This is a genomic window from Vibrio sp. 10N.222.51.C5 (genome assembly GCF_041474575.1).
GTDB classification, from domain to species: domain Bacteria; phylum Pseudomonadota; class Gammaproteobacteria; order Enterobacterales; family Vibrionaceae; genus Vibrio; species Vibrio crassostreae_C.
The window spans coordinates 40,112-55,901 of sequence record NZ_JBFRUJ010000003.1; the positions used below are offsets into that span (position 1 = coordinate 40,112).

Genomic DNA, 15,790 nt, shown 5'->3' on the forward strand with positions numbered 1-15,790 from the left:
ATTGGATTGATACTAGATCAACCCTTCATCTAGTGACACAGGATAGTTCAACTTCATGCAATCTTTTTCCCGCACCTTGTTAGCCGCGTCTATAAGTACGGCGTTATACGTGTCGACAACTCAAGCTGAAACAATCACCGATAGTAGTGTGCAGGAAATGCCCTCTATAGATCAATGCTTGATCGAGCCCGCTGCAGAAAACGAGACACAGCTACCCGCTCATGTTGAGTCAGATCGCTTAGAAGCTATCAATGGTGACAAAGCAATATATTCAGGTGACGTAGTCGTTACGCAAGGGAACAAGACCATCCTTGCCGATAACGTAACCCTGCACCAACAAGAAAATATCGTTGTAGCTGAAGGCAACGTAAACTTTAGTGATGGTCAAATCAAATCTATCTCAGACAGAGCGACCAATAATCTGACTACAGATGAAATGACGCTTGAGAACACCGATTACGAATTCCTTTGCGAGCCCGGTCGCGGAGATGCTGTTTATATTGCAAAAACAGGTAAAGCGGTTTATGAGATTGAAGATGGCTCCATTACCTCTTGCCCTATCGGCGATAATGCTTGGCGTCTAAGAGCATCGAGCATCAGTGTCGACCAAGACGAAGAACAAGCCACTTTTTATAATCCACGTTTTGAAATCCAAAGTGTTCCCGTCTTTTACTTACCTTACTTAACAGTACCGGTGGGTGATACACGTAAAACCGGTTTCTTGTACCCAACAGTTTCGTATGGTTCAAGCGATGGTTTTGAAGCTGAAATTCCTGTTTATTGGAACTTAGCACCAGACTACGATTTGGAAACTACCTTCAAGTACATGCAAGAGCGTGGCACTCAACTCAACAGTAAATTCAGATATTTAAGCGATTTTGGTTCCGGTAGTATCGAGTCTGAATATTTACCAGACGATCAAAAGTACACTGATCTAGGCGATCGTTGGGGTTTCCAACTAGAACATTCAGGAATATTCCAACAATCTTGGTTATTCGAAATTGATTACTCTAAAGTCAGTGATATTGACTACTTTTCGGACATGAGCTCAAATATCGGTAACCGTGAAGATGGACAACTGCTTCAAGAAGGGCAAGCAACATACCGTTCTCAAAATTGGGATGCGTCTGTACTTGTTCGAGACTTCCAAGTTCTTACCACCAGCAATAACTTGCCTTATCGTCTAATGCCACAACTCGAGTATAACTACTATGCTCCAGAGGTAATGGATTACCTAGATTTTGACTTAATCAGTCATATATCAATGTTCGATACCGACGCATCAGGTAAACCTTCTGCGACTCGTGTTCATGTTGAGCCTGGTATCACCATCCCTCTAGGCAATACTTGGGGCACATGGACAACAGAAGCTCGACTACTTGGTACATACTACCAACAGGATCTGAATGACATTGATAGTGAGTATGAAGATTTAGAGGAATCAGTAACACGTGTAATACCTGAGTTTAGAAGCCACGCAGGTATCGTTCTTGAACGTGATACAAAAATTGTAGGTAATTACACTCAAACACTCGAACCTCAAGTTCAGTACCTTTACGTGCCAGAAGAAGATCAAAGCGAAATTGGTCTTTACGATACAACACTACTACAGACTGATTACTATGGCTTATTCAGAAGCCGCAAATACAGTGGCGTAGACCGTATTGCTTCAGCAAACCAAATCAGCTACGGCGCCTCATCTCGTTTCTTTGATGATGAATATAAAGAGCGCCTCAATATCTCTTTCGGTCAAATTTTTTATATCGACAAAGATACAAAACAGACTTTAGACAACGACGATTCAGGCAAAAAAACTAATTACTCGTCTTGGGCTATTGAAATGGATTTCAACTATGATGACTACCTGTTCTACCATGGTGGCGTGCAATACGATATCGATACTACTGCAATGCAACTTGCAAACAGCACATTAGAATATCGCTTCGCAGGCGGTTACATACAAACCAACTACCGCTATGTAACAGAAGAGTACATAAATGAAACTGTAGATTTTGACGTATCATCCATAACAAGAGATGGTATTTCGCAAGCGGGTTTACTTGGTTCCTACCAAATTTCACCGAAATGGAGCACCAGTGCTCAATATTTCTATGACTTAACCACACAAGAAGATCTAGAGTGGTTAGCTCGTTTAAACTATAGATCGGATTGTTGGTACATCGGCTTTACCTATAGTAACCGTTTGACAAATAACATTAGTGACCCGAATACCACACCTGAATACGAAAACAACTTCAGTGTGAACTTCGGTATTGTTGGCTTTGGTACCAATATCGGATCTGATTCCGGCGCTATTGGTGATAGCAGTTCAGATAACTCTTTGAGCTACGGTCGCCCATTCTTCTTAAATAACTAATTTTCTTTATTGATAAAACGTCAGTAAATTTAAAGGATTACACATGACATTGTGGAAACGCACATTAATTGCTATCGCAGCGACTTGTACTTTATCAACAAGCTTTGCAGCGCCAGTCGAGCTAGACAGCGTAAAAGTTATCGTTAACGAAGGCGTTATCTTACAAAGCGACATCGATGCCTCGATGAAGACGCTGCGCGCAAACGCTAAGAAAAGCGGGCAAACATTGCCATCGCAAGATGTGCTCAATGAGCAAGTACTAGAAAAACTGATCATCGATACTATTCAAACTCAAGAAGCAGAACGTATCGGTGTTCGTATTGATGATGCTCGACTTGATCAAGCAATTGAAGGTATCGCTAAAGACAACAACCAAACGGTAGAACAACTTACCGCATCGGTTGCTGAAGAAGGCCTTAGCTACAATGCATTTCGAGAGCAAGTAAGAAAAGAGATTGCAGCAAGTGAAGCTCGTAACGCCTTAGTTCGTCGCCGTATCAATATTCTTCCTGCGGAAGTTGATAACCTAGCAGATATCTTAGCGCAAGAGACTAACGCGACCGTTCAATATAAAATTGGCCACATTCAACTGCGCTTTAATGATGACCAAACCAAAGAAGAGTTAGAAGCTCAAGCTACTGAACTGGTTGAAGAACTGAACTCAGGCAAAGATTTCAGCACCATGGCATATACTTACTCTAAGGGTCCTAAAGCGCTGCAAGGTGGTGATTGGGGTTGGATGCGTAAAGAAGAGATGCCAACCATTTTTGCTGACCAAATCAAAATGCAAAATAAAGGCAGCATCATCGGTCCTTTCCGTAGCGGTGTAGGTTTCCACATTCTAAAAATTGAAGATGTGAAAGGCTTAGAAACCGTAGCAGTAACGGAAGTGAATGCTCGTCATATCTTGATTAAGCCAACCGTAATCTTGAGTGACGATGGCGCGAAAGAACAACTTGAAAAGATCACGCGCCGCGTAAACGCAGGTGAAGCGAGCTTTGGCGACCTTGCACAGCAATACAGCCAAGATCCAGGTTCTGCAGTACAAGATGGTGAGCTAGGCTACCAAACACCAGATTTGTATGTACCAGAATTCAAACACCAAGTAGAAACGCTACCAGAAGGCAAAATCAGTGCGCCATTCAAAACCGTACACGGTTGGCACATTGTTGAAGTACTAGACCGTCGCGAAGTCGACCGTACCGATTCAGCTTTGAAAAACAAAGCTTACCAAATTCTATTTAACCGTAAATTCAACGAAGAAGCTGGTGCTTGGCTACAAGAAGTAAGAGCAAGTGCCTTTGTTGAGATGGTTGAGGACGACCAAGATGACAACAACTAAACGTATTGTCATAACCGCAGGTGAACCAGCAGGGATAGGCCCAGATTTAACTTTGGCTCTATCTCAAGAAAGTTGGCCTCATCAACTCGTGGTTTGTGCTGATAAAACACTGCTATCCGAGCGAGCTAAAATTCTTGGTATCGAAGTCGATCTTCTGGACTACGATGCAAATGCAGCTAAGCAACCGCAACGCGCTGGCACACTGGTAGTGAAACACGTTCCACTTGCTAAAACGGCAGTTGCAGGTCAACTCAATGAGGCTAATGGTCATTACGTATTAAATACTTTAGAAACCGCAGCAATTGGCTGTATGAATGATGAATTTGATGCTATTGTCACCGGCCCCGTTCACAAGGGTGTAATTAACCGAGCTGGCGTTGCTTTTAGCGGCCATACCGAGTTCTTTGCAGAGAAGTCCAATACACCACTGGTGGTGATGATGTTGGCAACTGAAGGGCTGCGTGTTGCGCTAGTAACAACGCACATCCCACTAGCTTATGTATCTCAAGCTGTGACCGAAGACAGATTAGAGCAAATTATTGCTATTCTAAATAAAGACTTGGTTGAAAAATTTGCTATTGAGAAACCAACTATCTATGTGTGTGGCTTGAATCCACATGCTGGTGAAGATGGTTGTTTAGGGCGTGAAGAGATTGAAACTATCACCCCGACGCTAGAAAAAATTCGCCAAAAAGATGGCATCAATTTAGTTGGCCCATTGCCAGCAGACACCATCTTTAATGAAAAATATTTGCAAGATGCAGATGCTGTTTTAGGTATGTATCACGACCAAGTACTCCCGGTATTGAAATACAAAGGGTTTGGTCGCTCAGTGAACATCACGCTTGGCTTACCGTTTATTCGCACATCAGTCGACCACGGTACCGCCTTAGACTTGGCAGGGAAAGGCCAAGCCGATACAGGGAGCTTTAGAACAGCGCTCACGCACGCCATTGAATTAGTAGAGAAAAAGCAATGAGAAATGATGTCCACTTAGGGCACAAAGCGCGTAAACGTTTTGGTCAAAACTTCCTTAACGATCCATACATTATTGATGGCATCGTATCGAGTATTAACCCACTACCAGGTCAAAACTTGGTAGAGATCGGTCCTGGTCTAGGCGCAATTACTGAGCCTGTGGGTAAGCTTGTCGATAAATTTACTGTTATCGAATTGGATAGAGACCTTGCAGAACGTCTTCGTAACCATCCAGATCTTGCGGACAAGCTAACGATCCGTGAAGGCGATGCGATGAAGTTCGATTTCCAAGAACTGGTTAAGCCAAACAATAAGCTACGCATCTTTGGTAACTTGCCATATAACATCTCTACACCATTGATGTTCCACCTTTTTGAATTCCATAAAGACGTGCAAGACATGCACTTTATGCTTCAAAAAGAAGTGGTTAACCGTCTAGCTGCTGGCCCTGGCAGTAAAGCTTACGGTCGTCTTACTGTAATGGCTCAATACTACTGTAAAGTAACGCCTGTGTTAGAAGTTCCACCAACGGCCTTCGTTCCGCCACCGAAAGTAGACTCAGCAGTCGTGCGCCTACAGCCATACGAAGTGCTGCCTTATCCGGCAAAAGATCTGAAATGGCTAGATCGCGTATGTCGTGAAGGCTTTAACCAACGTCGTAAAACAGTTCGTAACTGCTACAAGAGCTTAATCGATAAGGAAGTGCTTGAAGAGCTAGGTATCAACCCAAGCATGCGTCCTGAGAACTTAACGCTCGAGCAGTTTGTCGACATGGCAAACTGGTTGTACGACAGTCATAACGCTGACAAATAAATAAAAAAGGCTCCTACACTTCGGTTAGGAGCCTTTTTTATGTAATACTTTAATTACATTAAGTATATCAACAACAAAAGGTGCGAATATGGATATATCTACGCCTTGTATCAAATGCCAGGTTCACTCTAAGTACATAGAAGAACAATCTGAGCCAACGAAGAATCGTTATGTCTTCGCCTACATTATTACCATCAAAAATCTAAGTAAAACAACGGTGCAACTTATGTCTCGCCGCTGGTTAATTACCGACTCTAACGGCAAGCAGCTCACCATTGAGGGTGATGGTGTAGTTGGCCAACAACCCGTGATTGAAGCCAACGACGAGTACACCTACACAAGTGGTACGGTCATCGAAACCCCTGTTGGCGTTATGCAAGGTCACTATGTGATGACCGATAACAAGGGCATTGATTTTATTACCGAAGTTGACCCATTCAGACTCGCAATCCCTAATATTCTTAATTAGCCGTACATCCGTATCTACAGGAAATTATTGTGTCGAATTACATTGTCGGAGACATCCAAGGGTGCTTCGACGAACTTCAAGGACTACTTGAAAAAATTAACTTTGATAAACACCAAGATACTTTATGGGTCGCCGGAGACTTAGTTGCTCGAGGCCCTAAATCATTGGAGACGTTACGCTTTATTCGTAACCTTGGTGACGCAGCTAAGGTTGTATTAGGCAACCACGACTTACATCTTCTGGCGGTGTCCTTAGGACTATTTCCAGCGAAACCAAAAGATAAGACTCAAGCGATTCTTGATGCTGAAGATCGTGAACTGCTAATCGAATGGTTAAGACAACAGCCTTTGCTTCAAGAACACCCAGAGTTCGTGATGTGCCATGCGGGTATCTCACCGCAGTGGAATCTAGAAAGAGCACGTGTTGAAAATCGAGAGATCGTATCCTTGTTAAAGTCCGATAAATGGCAATGGCTAATCGAAAACATGTACAGCAACGCGCCTGATTTATGGCATCAGGATTTACATGATATTGAGCGCTATCGCTATGCGATCAATAGCCTGACAAGAATGCGTTTCTGTTTTGAAGATGGCCGTCTCGACATGGCATGTAAGCTACCACCGAATGAGATTACCGATGAACCATTAGTGCCATGGTTTGACCTTCCGCAACGCATAAAGCTCGATAAAACCGTTGTTTTTGGACACTGGGCTGCGCTTGAAGGCTATAACGGAAAAGACGTAATTGGACTTGATACTGGATGCGTCTGGGGAGGTGAATTGACAATTCTTCGCTGGGAAGATAAACAGTTTTTCACTCAGAAAGCGCTATAAAGATACGAGAAACTTGCGCTACCTTGGTAGGGTAACGCAAGCATTTTTCAGAGACGAGCTATTGATAACCACAGTTAACGCTCGAGAATCACAAACTCCATGTTGTGTTTGTTTTTCTCGTCAGCTTGATAGCTCTCGTTAAAGCTCTGCTTCCAACCTTCACCCCAGTCAGGAAATTGTGTATCTCCATCGACGGCGAAATCGATGTAAGTCAGATACAACTTGTCCGCTTTAGGTAAGCAGCTCTCATAAATAGAGCCGCCACCAATGATCATCACCTCTTCAACATCACTGAGTAGCTCTAGAGCCTGTTCAATAGAAGTTACCGTCGTTACACCTTCAATCTTTAAACTCTCATCACGGCTGATTACGACATTCAACCGACCCGGCAAAGGGCGTCCAATAGAATCGTAGGTCTTACGTCCCATCACGACTGGTTTACCCATAGTCGAGCGTTTAAACCATGCAAAATCCGCAGGTAAATGCCAAGGCATCTGATTGTCTTTACCAATTATACGGTTGTTTGCCATTGCCGCTATCATGCTGATGATCATAAATCGAAAGTCCTGTCCCTAAAAAGAAAATTAACGCTAAACGATAGGTCTACGGCGATAGAATAACAGCCCTGGCACAGCTAAGCCAACCGCCAACCCTGCGATAATGAACATCGATTTTAAAAAGTTCTCCATCAACATTGCCAACAACTCAGGCGTGTAGCCTGCCCTGTTAATCTCCACCATCGCAATCATCGCCTTGAAGGCGAACACACCTGGCACCATAGGAATTAGAGCTGCAACCGTAAACACCTTCGGATGTGCTAACAGTTTATGTGACCAATGAACCCCTATCATACCAACCACGGTTGCGGCGAAGAACGTCGCCCATTCGATTGGAATACCAAAGTGCATCATCAGATACCGGCTACCATGACCGATAGAACCACCGAGTGCACAATAAATTAAAGCACGTTGCGGAACGTTAAACACCAATGCAAACCCAACCGCAGGAATAGCGGCGAAAAACATATCGTTGAGCAGACCTAAAAACAGTTCGAAAATACTCATTAGCTTGCCCACCCCCAAACATCTGATAGACTCATCGCCGCGACAATGCCCAAGCTCGTCGCCAGAGTTAATAAGCTGGCCATGGTAAAGCGCGCTAACCCCATATTAATATGGCCTTTAAGCATATCAGCGACGGAGTTAATCAGAGGAAAACCAGGTACTAACATTAATACAGATGAAGCCATCACGATCGTGGGTTGGCCGCCAATATTGTAAAGTACGGCTTGAGCTGAAATGGTCGTGGTAACGAATGCTGTGATAGCAAAGTTTAATAGCGGATTGAAATGGCGGTGCCCAATCTCTTGCCTGACGATCATACCGCAAGCTGAAGCAATAAAAGTCATCATGAAGACTTGCCAGTCTCCGCCCGCAAGGTGGCTAAAAGAGGCGCACGACAACCCTATCATCACAACCACTAACCAACGGTTGTAGCGCTCGGGGCTGATGTTTTGAATCTTTTTATACGCCAAATCATAATCGAGAATTCCCTTCTCCATCATGATGCAAATGCGTTGAATGTCGGTGATAACCTGCATGTTAATGCCACGATCAGCACAACTTCGAGTAGTGGTAATACAGTGATCATCCATTACGGTAGTTACAACAAGCGCATTGGCTGACAGTGCGACTTCAACCTCATTCACCCCACAAGCAATACCGATGCGACGCATGATATCGCCGACCAGTGTGCTCTCTGCCCCGTGCGCCAATAACATTTGTCCTGATTGAGCGACGAGTCTTGAGATCGCTCTTTGCTTTGATGCCATGATTTCCTTCCCATAGGCGTTAATTATCTAAAGATAAATTTTGCATAAAAAACAGTAAGACGTCATGATTTAGATACAAAAAAACCGCAATTTTCATTGCGGTTTAATAAAACTATCAGTGTACTCGTAAGAAGCGACCGATGCGTTATGAGAAACTAAGAGGATTAGTCACGAACATAGATAACATGGCCGTCATCCTCTTCGTCATCCCAATCGTCCCAATCGTCGTCATCTTCAGTAACGACATTCTTACCGCTCATCGCATCTTTATGGTAGTCATCCCACATAAAGTCTACTTTTTCTTCTTCTTCAACTTCTACAACTTCACGAGGTAGGTTTTCCATAAACTCACCTAGTTTGAAGCAAAGATCTTTGGTGCCGATTTTATTCACAGCAGAGATCTTGAAGTACTCGCCTTCCCAGCCCAAAGCATCGATGATTTCTTGAATCTTTTCGTCTGCTTCGTCTTCTGGCATTAGGTCAACTTTATTGAACACTAACCAGCGAGGTTTTTGTGAAACTTTTTCACTGTATTGCTCAAGCTCATCGATGATCGTTAGTGCATTCTGAATAGGATCAGATTGATCGATCGGCATAATGTCGATCATATGCAGAAGAACACGACAACGCTCAAGGTGCTTAAGGAATCGGATACCAAGGCCAGCGCCATCAGCTGCGCCTTCGATTAGTCCTGGGATATCGGCAACAACGAAGCTCTTTTCAGGGACAACACTTACCACACCCAAGCTTGGGATCAAAGTAGTGAACGGGTAATCAGCCACTTTTGGTTTCGCAGCAGATACTGAACGAATAAAAGTAGATTTACCTGCGTTTGGTAGGCCAAGCATACCAACGTCAGCTAATAGAAGAAGCTCTAAACGCAGTTCACGAACTTCGCCTTTAGTACCCATTGTCTTTTGACGAGGAGCGCGGTTAACAGACGATTTAAAACGCGTGTTACCAAGACCGTGCCAACCACCTTTACCAACCATTACTTTCTTGCCGTGTTCAGCAACTTCAGCAACGATTTCGTTGGTGTGGATATCAACTGCACGCGTACCAACTGGTACTTTCAGCGTAATGTCTTTACCACGTTTACCAGTACAGTTACCGCCGCGACCATTCTCGCCACGCTCTGCATTGTAAAAACGTTGGAAACGGTAATCGATCAGTGTGTTTAAGTTCTCATCCGCTTGGATGTAAACATCACCGCCGTCACCACCGTCGCCGCCATCAGGACCACCTTTAGCGACGAATTTTTCGCGCCAAAAGCTAACTGTACCATTACCGCCATCACCGGCTTCTATTTTTACTACCGCTTCATCAACGAATTTCATTTTTTAACTCCGCACTTACGTTGCGTTACCACTCATCAAGGAGTGATATAAATTCTAGCAGATCCGTGTTTAGATCGATCACCTAAGATCTAGGCCGACCTGCAACCAAGGAACAAATAAGGAGAGGTTCTTTGCTTCTTATTTCTTAAAAACTAATCTGTTTATCAAAAAATAAAACGGCTTCTCAAAACCAAAACAAGAGCGTCTGCTTTTTTATTCTTGCTATAAATAAAAAACCCTGCCGAATCGGCAGGGCTTTTGAATTCAGCTTGAAAGCTAATAAAATAATCTAGTTAAAGATTAAATTACTCAGCTTCGATGCTTACAAACTTACGGTTTTTAGGACCTTTAACAGCAAATTTCACCTTACCTTCAGTAAGAGCGAAAAGAGTGTGGTCTTTACCGATGCCAACGTTTGTGCCAGCGTGGAACTTAGTACCACGTTGACGAACGATGATGTTACCTGCAAGAACAGATTCACCACCAAAACGCTTAACACCAAGACGTTTGCTTTCTGAATCGCGGCCGTTATTAGTAGAACCGCCAGCTTTTTTATGTGCCATTGTTAAACTCTCCTAATACTTAAGCGTTAATGCCAGTGATTTTCACTTCAGTGAACCACTGACGGTGACCAGCTTGCTTACGCGAGTGCTTACGACGACGGAACTTAACGATTTTTACTTTATCGCCACGACCGTGTTGTACTACTTCTGCAGTAACCTTGCCACCTTCAACAAGAGGTGCACCAACAGCGATTTCTTCGCCGTTAGCAACAAGAAGAACTTTATCAAATTCAACAGTTGCACCAGTTTCAACGTCTAATTTCTCTAAACGAAGTGTTTGACCTTCGCTTACTCGGTGTTGTTTGCCACCAGATTGGAAAACAGCGTACATATTTTACTCCGCTTTTTCCGCACAGCCTATGGTTGTTAATTGTACAACTCGGGTGTGCGCTAAACTAATCAATAGGGCGCAGATTCTACGGGAATCATGGCGCTATGACAAGCCATATTTTTAAAAAATTGGCGAAAACCTGTTCGCCAAAGAAAAGTGCGGCAATCATGCCCTTTAGCGATGTATTAATCAACGTTTTTTAGTGTATTATTCAACAATTAAATACAACGTATAAGCCTTACAGGGTCTAACTTCAGCCGGATGAACAATGGATTTTAAAGCTATCCAAACGCTTACTGCCAATGATATGGCAAAAGTGAATGAAACAATTCAAGCCCAACTTAATTCTGACGTAAGTTTAATCAACCAGCTTGGTTTTTATATCGTTAGCGGTGGTGGCAAACGCCTACGCCCTTTGCTTGCTCTTTTATCTGCTCGCGCACTTGGTTATCAAGGTGAAGCTCATATCACCTCTGCAGCCTTTATCGAGTTTATTCACACCGCAACCCTGCTTCACGACGATGTTGTCGATGAATCAGACATGAGACGCGGTAAAGCGACGGCCAATGCCGCTTTTGGTAATGCCGCTAGCGTTTTGGTGGGTGACTTTATCTACACACGCTCATTCCAAATGATGACAACGCTAGGATCTTTAAAGATCCTTGAGCTAATGAGTGAAGCGGTAAACGTGATTGCCGAGGGTGAAGTTCAACAATTAATGAACTGCAATAACCCAGACACCACAGAAGAAAGCTACATGCAGGTGATCTACTCTAAGACTGCTCGTTTGTTCGAAGCTGCGACCCAAATCGGTGCGATTCTTACTGAGTCATCACCAGAGATCGAAACAGCAATGCAGAACTATGGTAAATACCTAGGCACCGCTTTCCAACTGATTGACGATGTGATGGATTACACTGCAGATGGTAAAGAGATGGGTAAAAACGTTGGTGACGATCTAGCCGAAGGCAAACCAACACTGCCTCTACTTTACGCAATGCATAATGGCTCTCCTGAACAAGCAAGCATGATTCGTGAAGCGATTGAGAAAGCGAACGGCATGGAACGTCTTGACGATATTATGGCTGTAATGAAAGAGACAGGCTCTTTAGAGTACACAACAAATAAAGCCTACGAAGAGGCCGATAAAGCCATCGCTGAGCTTTCTGTACTTCCTGACTCAGAATATAAGCAAGCGCTAACCACGCTCGCACACTTAGCTGTTAAACGCAGTAAGTAAGCAGGTTAATAGACAACTCGCTTCTAGCTTCTATATAAATAACAAAAAGAGCCTCAGGGCTCTTTTTTTTGGTTTTCAACAAATATTTGTAGGTGAGCCAAATTCAATATCGACTGGCTTCTAATGATAACGGCAGTTGTGCTTCAATCTCTTCAAGCTCTTCCATTGGCACCGCGTACTGCTCATGCCCGTTGTAAGTCTCTACTAGCGCGTACTGCTCTTGCTCATCAATTACCAATACTTTTCCTAAGTGCCCCAAATATTCGACATTCATACCCTTCTGAACAGTAGCCATAACATTTACCTTCACATTAATTGTAAAGCTAAATACGAGTAGCTTGAACTTCAGGATCAAAAAAGCCGATCATAATGACCGGCCCTTATTAATTAGCTTAAGTCTGAGTTAAATAGCGTTTCGCTTATTTAGCGAATTCAACACCAATCTCGATGTCACCATTTAGCGTTTCAAGCATGCTATCTAAAGCGTTACGTTCGAAGTCACTTAGCTCACCGTAGCTAAGGATCGCTTCAGCGCCCTCTTTGCCTAGTTTAACTGGCTGTGCGAAGAATGGAGCGTGCTCGCCTTCACCTTCAACGTATGCACATTCAATCACGTTTTCTTCACCTTGAAGTGCTTTAACTAGTGCAAGACCGAAACGACAAGCCGCTTGACCCATAGACAGTGTCGCACTGCCGCCGCCAGCTTTAGCTTCTACTACTTCTGTACCTGCATTTTGGATGCGAGTCGTTAGTGCTGCGATTTCTTCGTCAGTGAACTCTACACCTTCAACTTGAGAAAGTAGAGGAAGAATCGTTACGCCTGAGTGGCCACCGATAACAGGAACACGGATGTCGCCTGGATCTTTGTCTTTTAGTTCAGCAACGAACGTTTCAGAACGAATCACATCAAGAGTCGTAATACCGAATAGACGACGCTTGTCGTAAACGCCCGCTTTCTTCAGTACTTCAGCCGCGATTGGCACTGTTGTGTTTACTGGGTTAGTAATGATACCAACACAAGCAGTCGGACAAGTAACTGCGATTTTCTCTGCAAGAGACTTAACAATGCCAGCGTTCACATTGAAAAGATCCGCACGATCCATACCAGGCTTACGAGCAACACCCGCTGAAATAAGTACAACATCCGCACCTTCTAGTGCTGGTGTTGGATCTTCACCCGCGTAACCTTTGATCGAAACAGGCGTTGGGATATGGCTAAGATCGGCAGCAACACCCGGTGTTACCGGAGCGATGTCGTAAAGTGCAAGATCTGAACCAGCAGGTAGGCGGTTCTTAAGTAGTAGGGCTAGGGCTTGACCGATGCCACCAGCGGCACCAATAACAGCTACTTTCATTGTTATTCTCCTTGAGAGCTTTCTCTTATAGATTCTTTGTAGGGTAATTCTTGAGCTAAATCTAAGTTAAAAAACTATATTAATCACAAAGTGATTACAATCAATTAACGCTAGCTTTGCGACTTCGCGCAAGTCAATAAAACCGTGCTACACAGCAAGTTCGCATTATGGCGATAATCGACTGAAATAACAAAATAAGTCGTCGCAAATAACACATTATTCTATTAAATATTTACAGTGATATGACTAACAAATTACAGGGATGTTTTGGCTAAAATTGAATATGTATGCGAAAATATGCAAACATCTTTGTTAATGAATAAGAATGACATATGCGCAATACAGAAAAGCAAGACAACTTAGTTCGTGCATTTAAAGCCTTACTAAAAGAAGAACGTTTTGGCTCACAAGGCGAAATTGTGGATGCCCTAAAACACGAAGGTTTTGAAAGCATCAACCAGTCTAAAGTCTCGCGTATGTTAACCAAGTTTGGTGCCGTTCGAACTCGTAACGCAAAAATGGAGATGGTTTACTGTCTTCCTGCTGAGCTAGGTGTTCCGACCGTTTCTAGCTCTTTACGAGAATTAGTACTAGATATTGACCACAACAATGCATTGGTGGTGATACACACAGGTCCTGGTGCGGCGCAGCTGATTGCTCGTTTATTAGACTCACTAGGTAAGTCGGAAGGTATACTGGGCGTAGTCGCAGGTGATGATACTATCTTCATTACCCCAACGTTATCGGTTACCACTAAGCAACTGTTTGATTCAGTGTGTGAACTGTTTGAATACGCAGGATAATTGATCGCTGTTTCATAACTATCAGCCTTATTAATGGATCACGAGTATCTATTTGCTTCGTGATCCAAATCACATCCTAGAATATCCATACCTCCCTTCCAAAATCACACTAAACTATTGATTTTAAAAAATTCAGTAGTAAATCAAACACGAGATCCAGACATCATTTGTTAGATTTTTCAGCTATATCTTTTAACATTCGAGTAATTTTCTGCCAATTTTTGATATTATTCAGCCACTTTTTCATCACATGGATTGAAAAAGGTGCCGTTTCCAAATAGGAAACTCCTGAAGCAACTACACTTGTTTCAGGGTTAATAATGAATAAAGGAAGGGAAATTCATGGCATTTACCAAACTTATTAAAGTTGGTGCTATTGCAGCTGCTGTAATGGGCGCTGGCGCTGTTAACGCTCAAGAGTTCATCACGATTGGTACTGGTTCAGTTACGGGTGTTTACTACCCAACTGGTGGTGCGATTTGTAAGCTAGTGAACAAGGGCCGCAAAGACCACAACATTCGTTGTTCTGTAGAGTCTACTGGTGGTTCAATCTACAACGTTAACACCATCCGTGCTGGTGAACTAGATTTCGGTGTTGTTCAATCGGACTGGCAATACCACGGCTACAACGGTACAAGTAAGTTCAAAGATCAGGGCGAATACAAGAAACTTCGCGCGATGTTCTCTCTACATACAGAACCGTTCAACATCATCGCTCGTACTGATGCTGGCATCAACAATGTGTCTGACCTAGCAGGTAAGCGTGTAAACATTGGTAACCCAGGTTCTGGTGACCGTGCAACGATGGGTGTTGTAATGGACGCTATGGGCTGGACTAACGACAGCTTCAAACTTGCTTCTGAACTTAAAGGTTCTGAGCGTTCACAAGCACTTTGTGATAACAAGATTGATGCATTCATCTACATGGTTGGTCACCCGAACGGATCAATCAAAGAAGCAACAACGTCTTGTGATGCAAAACTGGTTTCAGCAACAGGTCCACAGATCGACAAGATCGTAGCTGAAAACCCATACTACGCTTACAGCACAGTTCCTGCTGGTATGTACCGTGGTACTGACGCTGACGTAAACAGCTTCGGTGTTGCAGCTACTATGGTAACAACTTCAGACGTTTCTGAAGAAGTTGCATACAACGTTGCTAAGGCAGTATTTGAAAACTTTGACACTTTCAAACGCCTACACCCAGCATTTGCTAACCTGAAAAAAGAAGACATGGTTAAAGCGGGTATCTCTATCCCTCTTCACCCAGGCGCAGCAAAATACTACAAAGAAGTGGGCCTTCTAAAGTAACTCTACTTTAAGCCTACTACACCAATAAGGAGGCTAGCCCTCCTTATTGGCTTTTCACGTTTTATAAAAATAATTTAAGTGAAAAGAACAGCCCTTTAAGTTTCTCCAATTTGGAGGACTTACCTTCGTATCAAGCCTAAGACAAAGACGAACAAAAAACGCATTTCCCTATCCATTCACTACACTAGATAGGAAATAAATAACGTT

At 43.3% G+C, this 15,790-nt stretch carries 17 protein-coding genes; 9 read left to right on the plus strand and 8 right to left on the minus strand.

All coding sequences use genetic code 11. From position 1 onward, the window contains the following. The first annotated feature begins 55 nt into the window (after nt 1–55). The 6 genes from lptD (at nt 56) to AB4558_RS00610 (ending at nt 6,812) form a co-directional block, all read left to right on the plus strand. Entirely contained in the window at nt 56–2,377 is a 2,322-nt protein-coding gene (gene lptD, locus AB4558_RS00585; protein ID WP_372073161.1) for an LPS assembly protein LptD, read from the plus strand. A 43-nt stretch (nt 2,378–2,420) separates the two neighbouring features. Next, nucleotides 2,421–3,719 carry a peptidylprolyl isomerase SurA gene (gene surA, locus AB4558_RS00590; protein ID WP_136979300.1) on the plus strand — a complete coding sequence of 433 codons (1,299 nt, stop codon included), beginning with the start codon at nt 2,421–2,423 and terminating at the stop codon, nt 3,717–3,719. Next, nucleotides 3,706–4,698, plus strand: a complete 993-nt coding sequence (gene pdxA, locus AB4558_RS00595) for a 4-hydroxythreonine-4-phosphate dehydrogenase PdxA (protein ID WP_017061382.1) — start codon at nt 3,706–3,708, stop codon at nt 4,696–4,698. The genes surA and pdxA overlap by 14 nt, the downstream gene beginning before the upstream one ends. Next, entirely contained in the window at nt 4,695–5,510 is an 816-nt protein-coding gene (gene rsmA, locus AB4558_RS00600; protein WP_017062942.1) for a 16S rRNA (adenine(1518)-N(6)/adenine(1519)-N(6))-dimethyltransferase RsmA, read from the plus strand. Before pdxA ends, rsmA begins: the two co-directional genes overlap by 4 nt. An 88-nt stretch (nt 5,511–5,598) precedes the next feature. Next, nucleotides 5,599–5,979, plus strand: a complete 381-nt coding sequence (gene apaG / locus AB4558_RS00605) for a Co2+/Mg2+ efflux protein ApaG (RefSeq protein ID WP_004735899.1) — start codon at nt 5,599–5,601, stop codon at nt 5,977–5,979. A gap of 29 nt (nt 5,980–6,008) precedes the next feature. Then, nucleotides 6,009–6,812: a symmetrical bis(5'-nucleosyl)-tetraphosphatase gene (locus AB4558_RS00610; protein ID WP_017062943.1), complete on the plus strand. Its 804-nt coding sequence runs from the start codon at nt 6,009–6,011 to the stop codon at nt 6,810–6,812. 74 nt (nt 6,813–6,886) lie between these two features. Here AB4558_RS00610 and folA read toward each other — a convergent pair whose 3' ends face one another. The 6 genes from folA to rplU form a co-directional block, all read right to left on the minus strand. Continuing rightward, on the minus strand, nt 6,887–7,366 hold the full coding sequence (gene folA, locus AB4558_RS00615) for a type 3 dihydrofolate reductase (protein WP_017062944.1): 480 nt from the start codon (nt 7,364–7,366) through the stop codon (nt 6,887–6,889). A 36-nt stretch (nt 7,367–7,402) separates the two neighbouring features. Then, nucleotides 7,403–7,876 carry a threonine/serine exporter family protein gene (locus tag AB4558_RS00620; protein WP_017062945.1) on the minus strand — a complete coding sequence of 158 codons (474 nt, stop codon included), beginning with the start codon at nt 7,874–7,876 and terminating at the stop codon, nt 7,403–7,405. Then, entirely contained in the window at nt 7,876–8,643 is a 768-nt protein-coding gene (locus AB4558_RS00625) for a threonine/serine exporter ThrE family protein (protein ID WP_017061378.1), read from the minus strand. Before AB4558_RS00625 ends, AB4558_RS00620 begins: the two co-directional genes overlap by 1 nt. 164 nt (nt 8,644–8,807) lie before the next feature. Beyond that, on the minus strand, nt 8,808–9,980 hold the full coding sequence (gene cgtA / locus AB4558_RS00630) for an Obg family GTPase CgtA (RefSeq protein WP_017061377.1): 1,173 nt from the start codon (nt 9,978–9,980) through the stop codon (nt 8,808–8,810). A 305-nt stretch (nt 9,981–10,285) separates the two neighbouring features. Then, nucleotides 10,286–10,543 (minus strand): 50S ribosomal protein L27, encoded by a 258-nt coding sequence (rpmA, locus tag AB4558_RS00635; protein ID WP_004735905.1) that lies wholly within the window; start codon nt 10,541–10,543, stop codon nt 10,286–10,288. Nucleotides 10,544–10,562: 19 nt separating this feature from the next. After that, entirely contained in the window at nt 10,563–10,874 is a 312-nt protein-coding gene (gene rplU, locus AB4558_RS00640) for a 50S ribosomal protein L21 (RefSeq protein ID WP_004740823.1), read from the minus strand. 268 nt (nt 10,875–11,142) lie between these two features. Here rplU and ispB point away from each other — a divergent pair, with 268 nt between their 5' ends. Continuing rightward, nucleotides 11,143–12,114 (plus strand): octaprenyl diphosphate synthase, encoded by a 972-nt coding sequence (ispB, locus tag AB4558_RS00645; protein ID WP_017061376.1) that lies wholly within the window; start codon nt 11,143–11,145, stop codon nt 12,112–12,114. Nucleotides 12,115–12,217: 103 nt separating this feature from the next. Here the strand turns inward: ispB and AB4558_RS00650 are convergent, their stop codons facing one another. Further along, nucleotides 12,218–12,409, minus strand: a complete 192-nt coding sequence (locus AB4558_RS00650; protein ID WP_017061375.1) for a hypothetical protein — start codon at nt 12,407–12,409, stop codon at nt 12,218–12,220. A gap of 124 nt (nt 12,410–12,533) precedes the next feature. Beyond that, nucleotides 12,534–13,469, minus strand: a complete 936-nt coding sequence (gene mdh, locus AB4558_RS00655) for a malate dehydrogenase (RefSeq protein WP_009847834.1) — start codon at nt 13,467–13,469, stop codon at nt 12,534–12,536. 332 nt (nt 13,470–13,801) lie between these two features. Here mdh and argR point away from each other — a divergent pair, with 332 nt between their 5' ends. Together argR and AB4558_RS00665 are read left to right on the plus strand one after the other, a co-directional pair. Further along, nucleotides 13,802–14,272: a transcriptional regulator ArgR gene (gene argR, locus AB4558_RS00660; RefSeq protein ID WP_004740827.1), complete on the plus strand. Its 471-nt coding sequence runs from the start codon at nt 13,802–13,804 to the stop codon at nt 14,270–14,272. A 342-nt stretch (nt 14,273–14,614) separates the two neighbouring features. Continuing rightward, the gene (locus tag AB4558_RS00665) at nt 14,615–15,583 is read left to right on the plus strand and encodes a TAXI family TRAP transporter solute-binding subunit (protein WP_017061374.1); all 969 of its coding nucleotides are present in this window, start codon (nt 14,615–14,617) and stop codon (nt 15,581–15,583) included. Nucleotides 15,584–15,790 lie beyond the last annotated feature (207 nt).

Bases quoted from the DNA above. Each gene is read 5' to 3' on its own strand.
- pdxA (WP_017061382.1), top strand. From the start codon at position 3,706: ATGACAACAACTAAACGTATTGTCATAACCGCAGGTGAACCAGCAGGG.
- surA (WP_136979300.1), top strand. From the start codon at position 2,421: ATGACATTGTGGAAACGCACATTAATTGCTATCGCAGCGACTTGTACT.
- AB4558_RS00650 (WP_017061375.1), bottom strand. From the start codon at position 12,409: ATGGCTACTGTTCAGAAGGGTATGAATGTCGAATATTTGGGGCACTTA.
- AB4558_RS00620 (WP_017062945.1), bottom strand. From the start codon at position 7,876: ATGAGTATTTTCGAACTGTTTTTAGGTCTGCTCAACGATATGTTTTTC.
- AB4558_RS00625 (WP_017061378.1), bottom strand. From the start codon at position 8,643: ATGGCATCAAAGCAAAGAGCGATCTCAAGACTCGTCGCTCAATCAGGA.
- ispB (WP_017061376.1), top strand. From the start codon at position 11,143: ATGGATTTTAAAGCTATCCAAACGCTTACTGCCAATGATATGGCAAAA.
- lptD (WP_372073161.1), top strand. From the start codon at position 56: ATGCAATCTTTTTCCCGCACCTTGTTAGCCGCGTCTATAAGTACGGCG.
- cgtA (WP_017061377.1), bottom strand. From the start codon at position 9,980: ATGAAATTCGTTGATGAAGCGGTAGTAAAAATAGAAGCCGGTGATGGC.
- AB4558_RS00665 (WP_017061374.1), top strand. From the start codon at position 14,615: ATGGCATTTACCAAACTTATTAAAGTTGGTGCTATTGCAGCTGCTGTA.
- folA (WP_017062944.1), bottom strand. From the start codon at position 7,366: ATGATCATCAGCATGATAGCGGCAATGGCAAACAACCGTATAATTGGT.
- apaG (WP_004735899.1), top strand. From the start codon at position 5,599: ATGGATATATCTACGCCTTGTATCAAATGCCAGGTTCACTCTAAGTAC.
- mdh (WP_009847834.1), bottom strand. From the start codon at position 13,469: ATGAAAGTAGCTGTTATTGGTGCCGCTGGTGGCATCGGTCAAGCCCTA.
- rpmA (WP_004735905.1), bottom strand. From the start codon at position 10,543: ATGGCACATAAAAAAGCTGGCGGTTCTACTAATAACGGCCGCGATTCA.
- rsmA (WP_017062942.1), top strand. From the start codon at position 4,695: ATGAGAAATGATGTCCACTTAGGGCACAAAGCGCGTAAACGTTTTGGT.
- rplU (WP_004740823.1), bottom strand. From the start codon at position 10,874: ATGTACGCTGTTTTCCAATCTGGTGGCAAACAACACCGAGTAAGCGAA.
- argR (WP_004740827.1), top strand. From the start codon at position 13,802: ATGCGCAATACAGAAAAGCAAGACAACTTAGTTCGTGCATTTAAAGCC.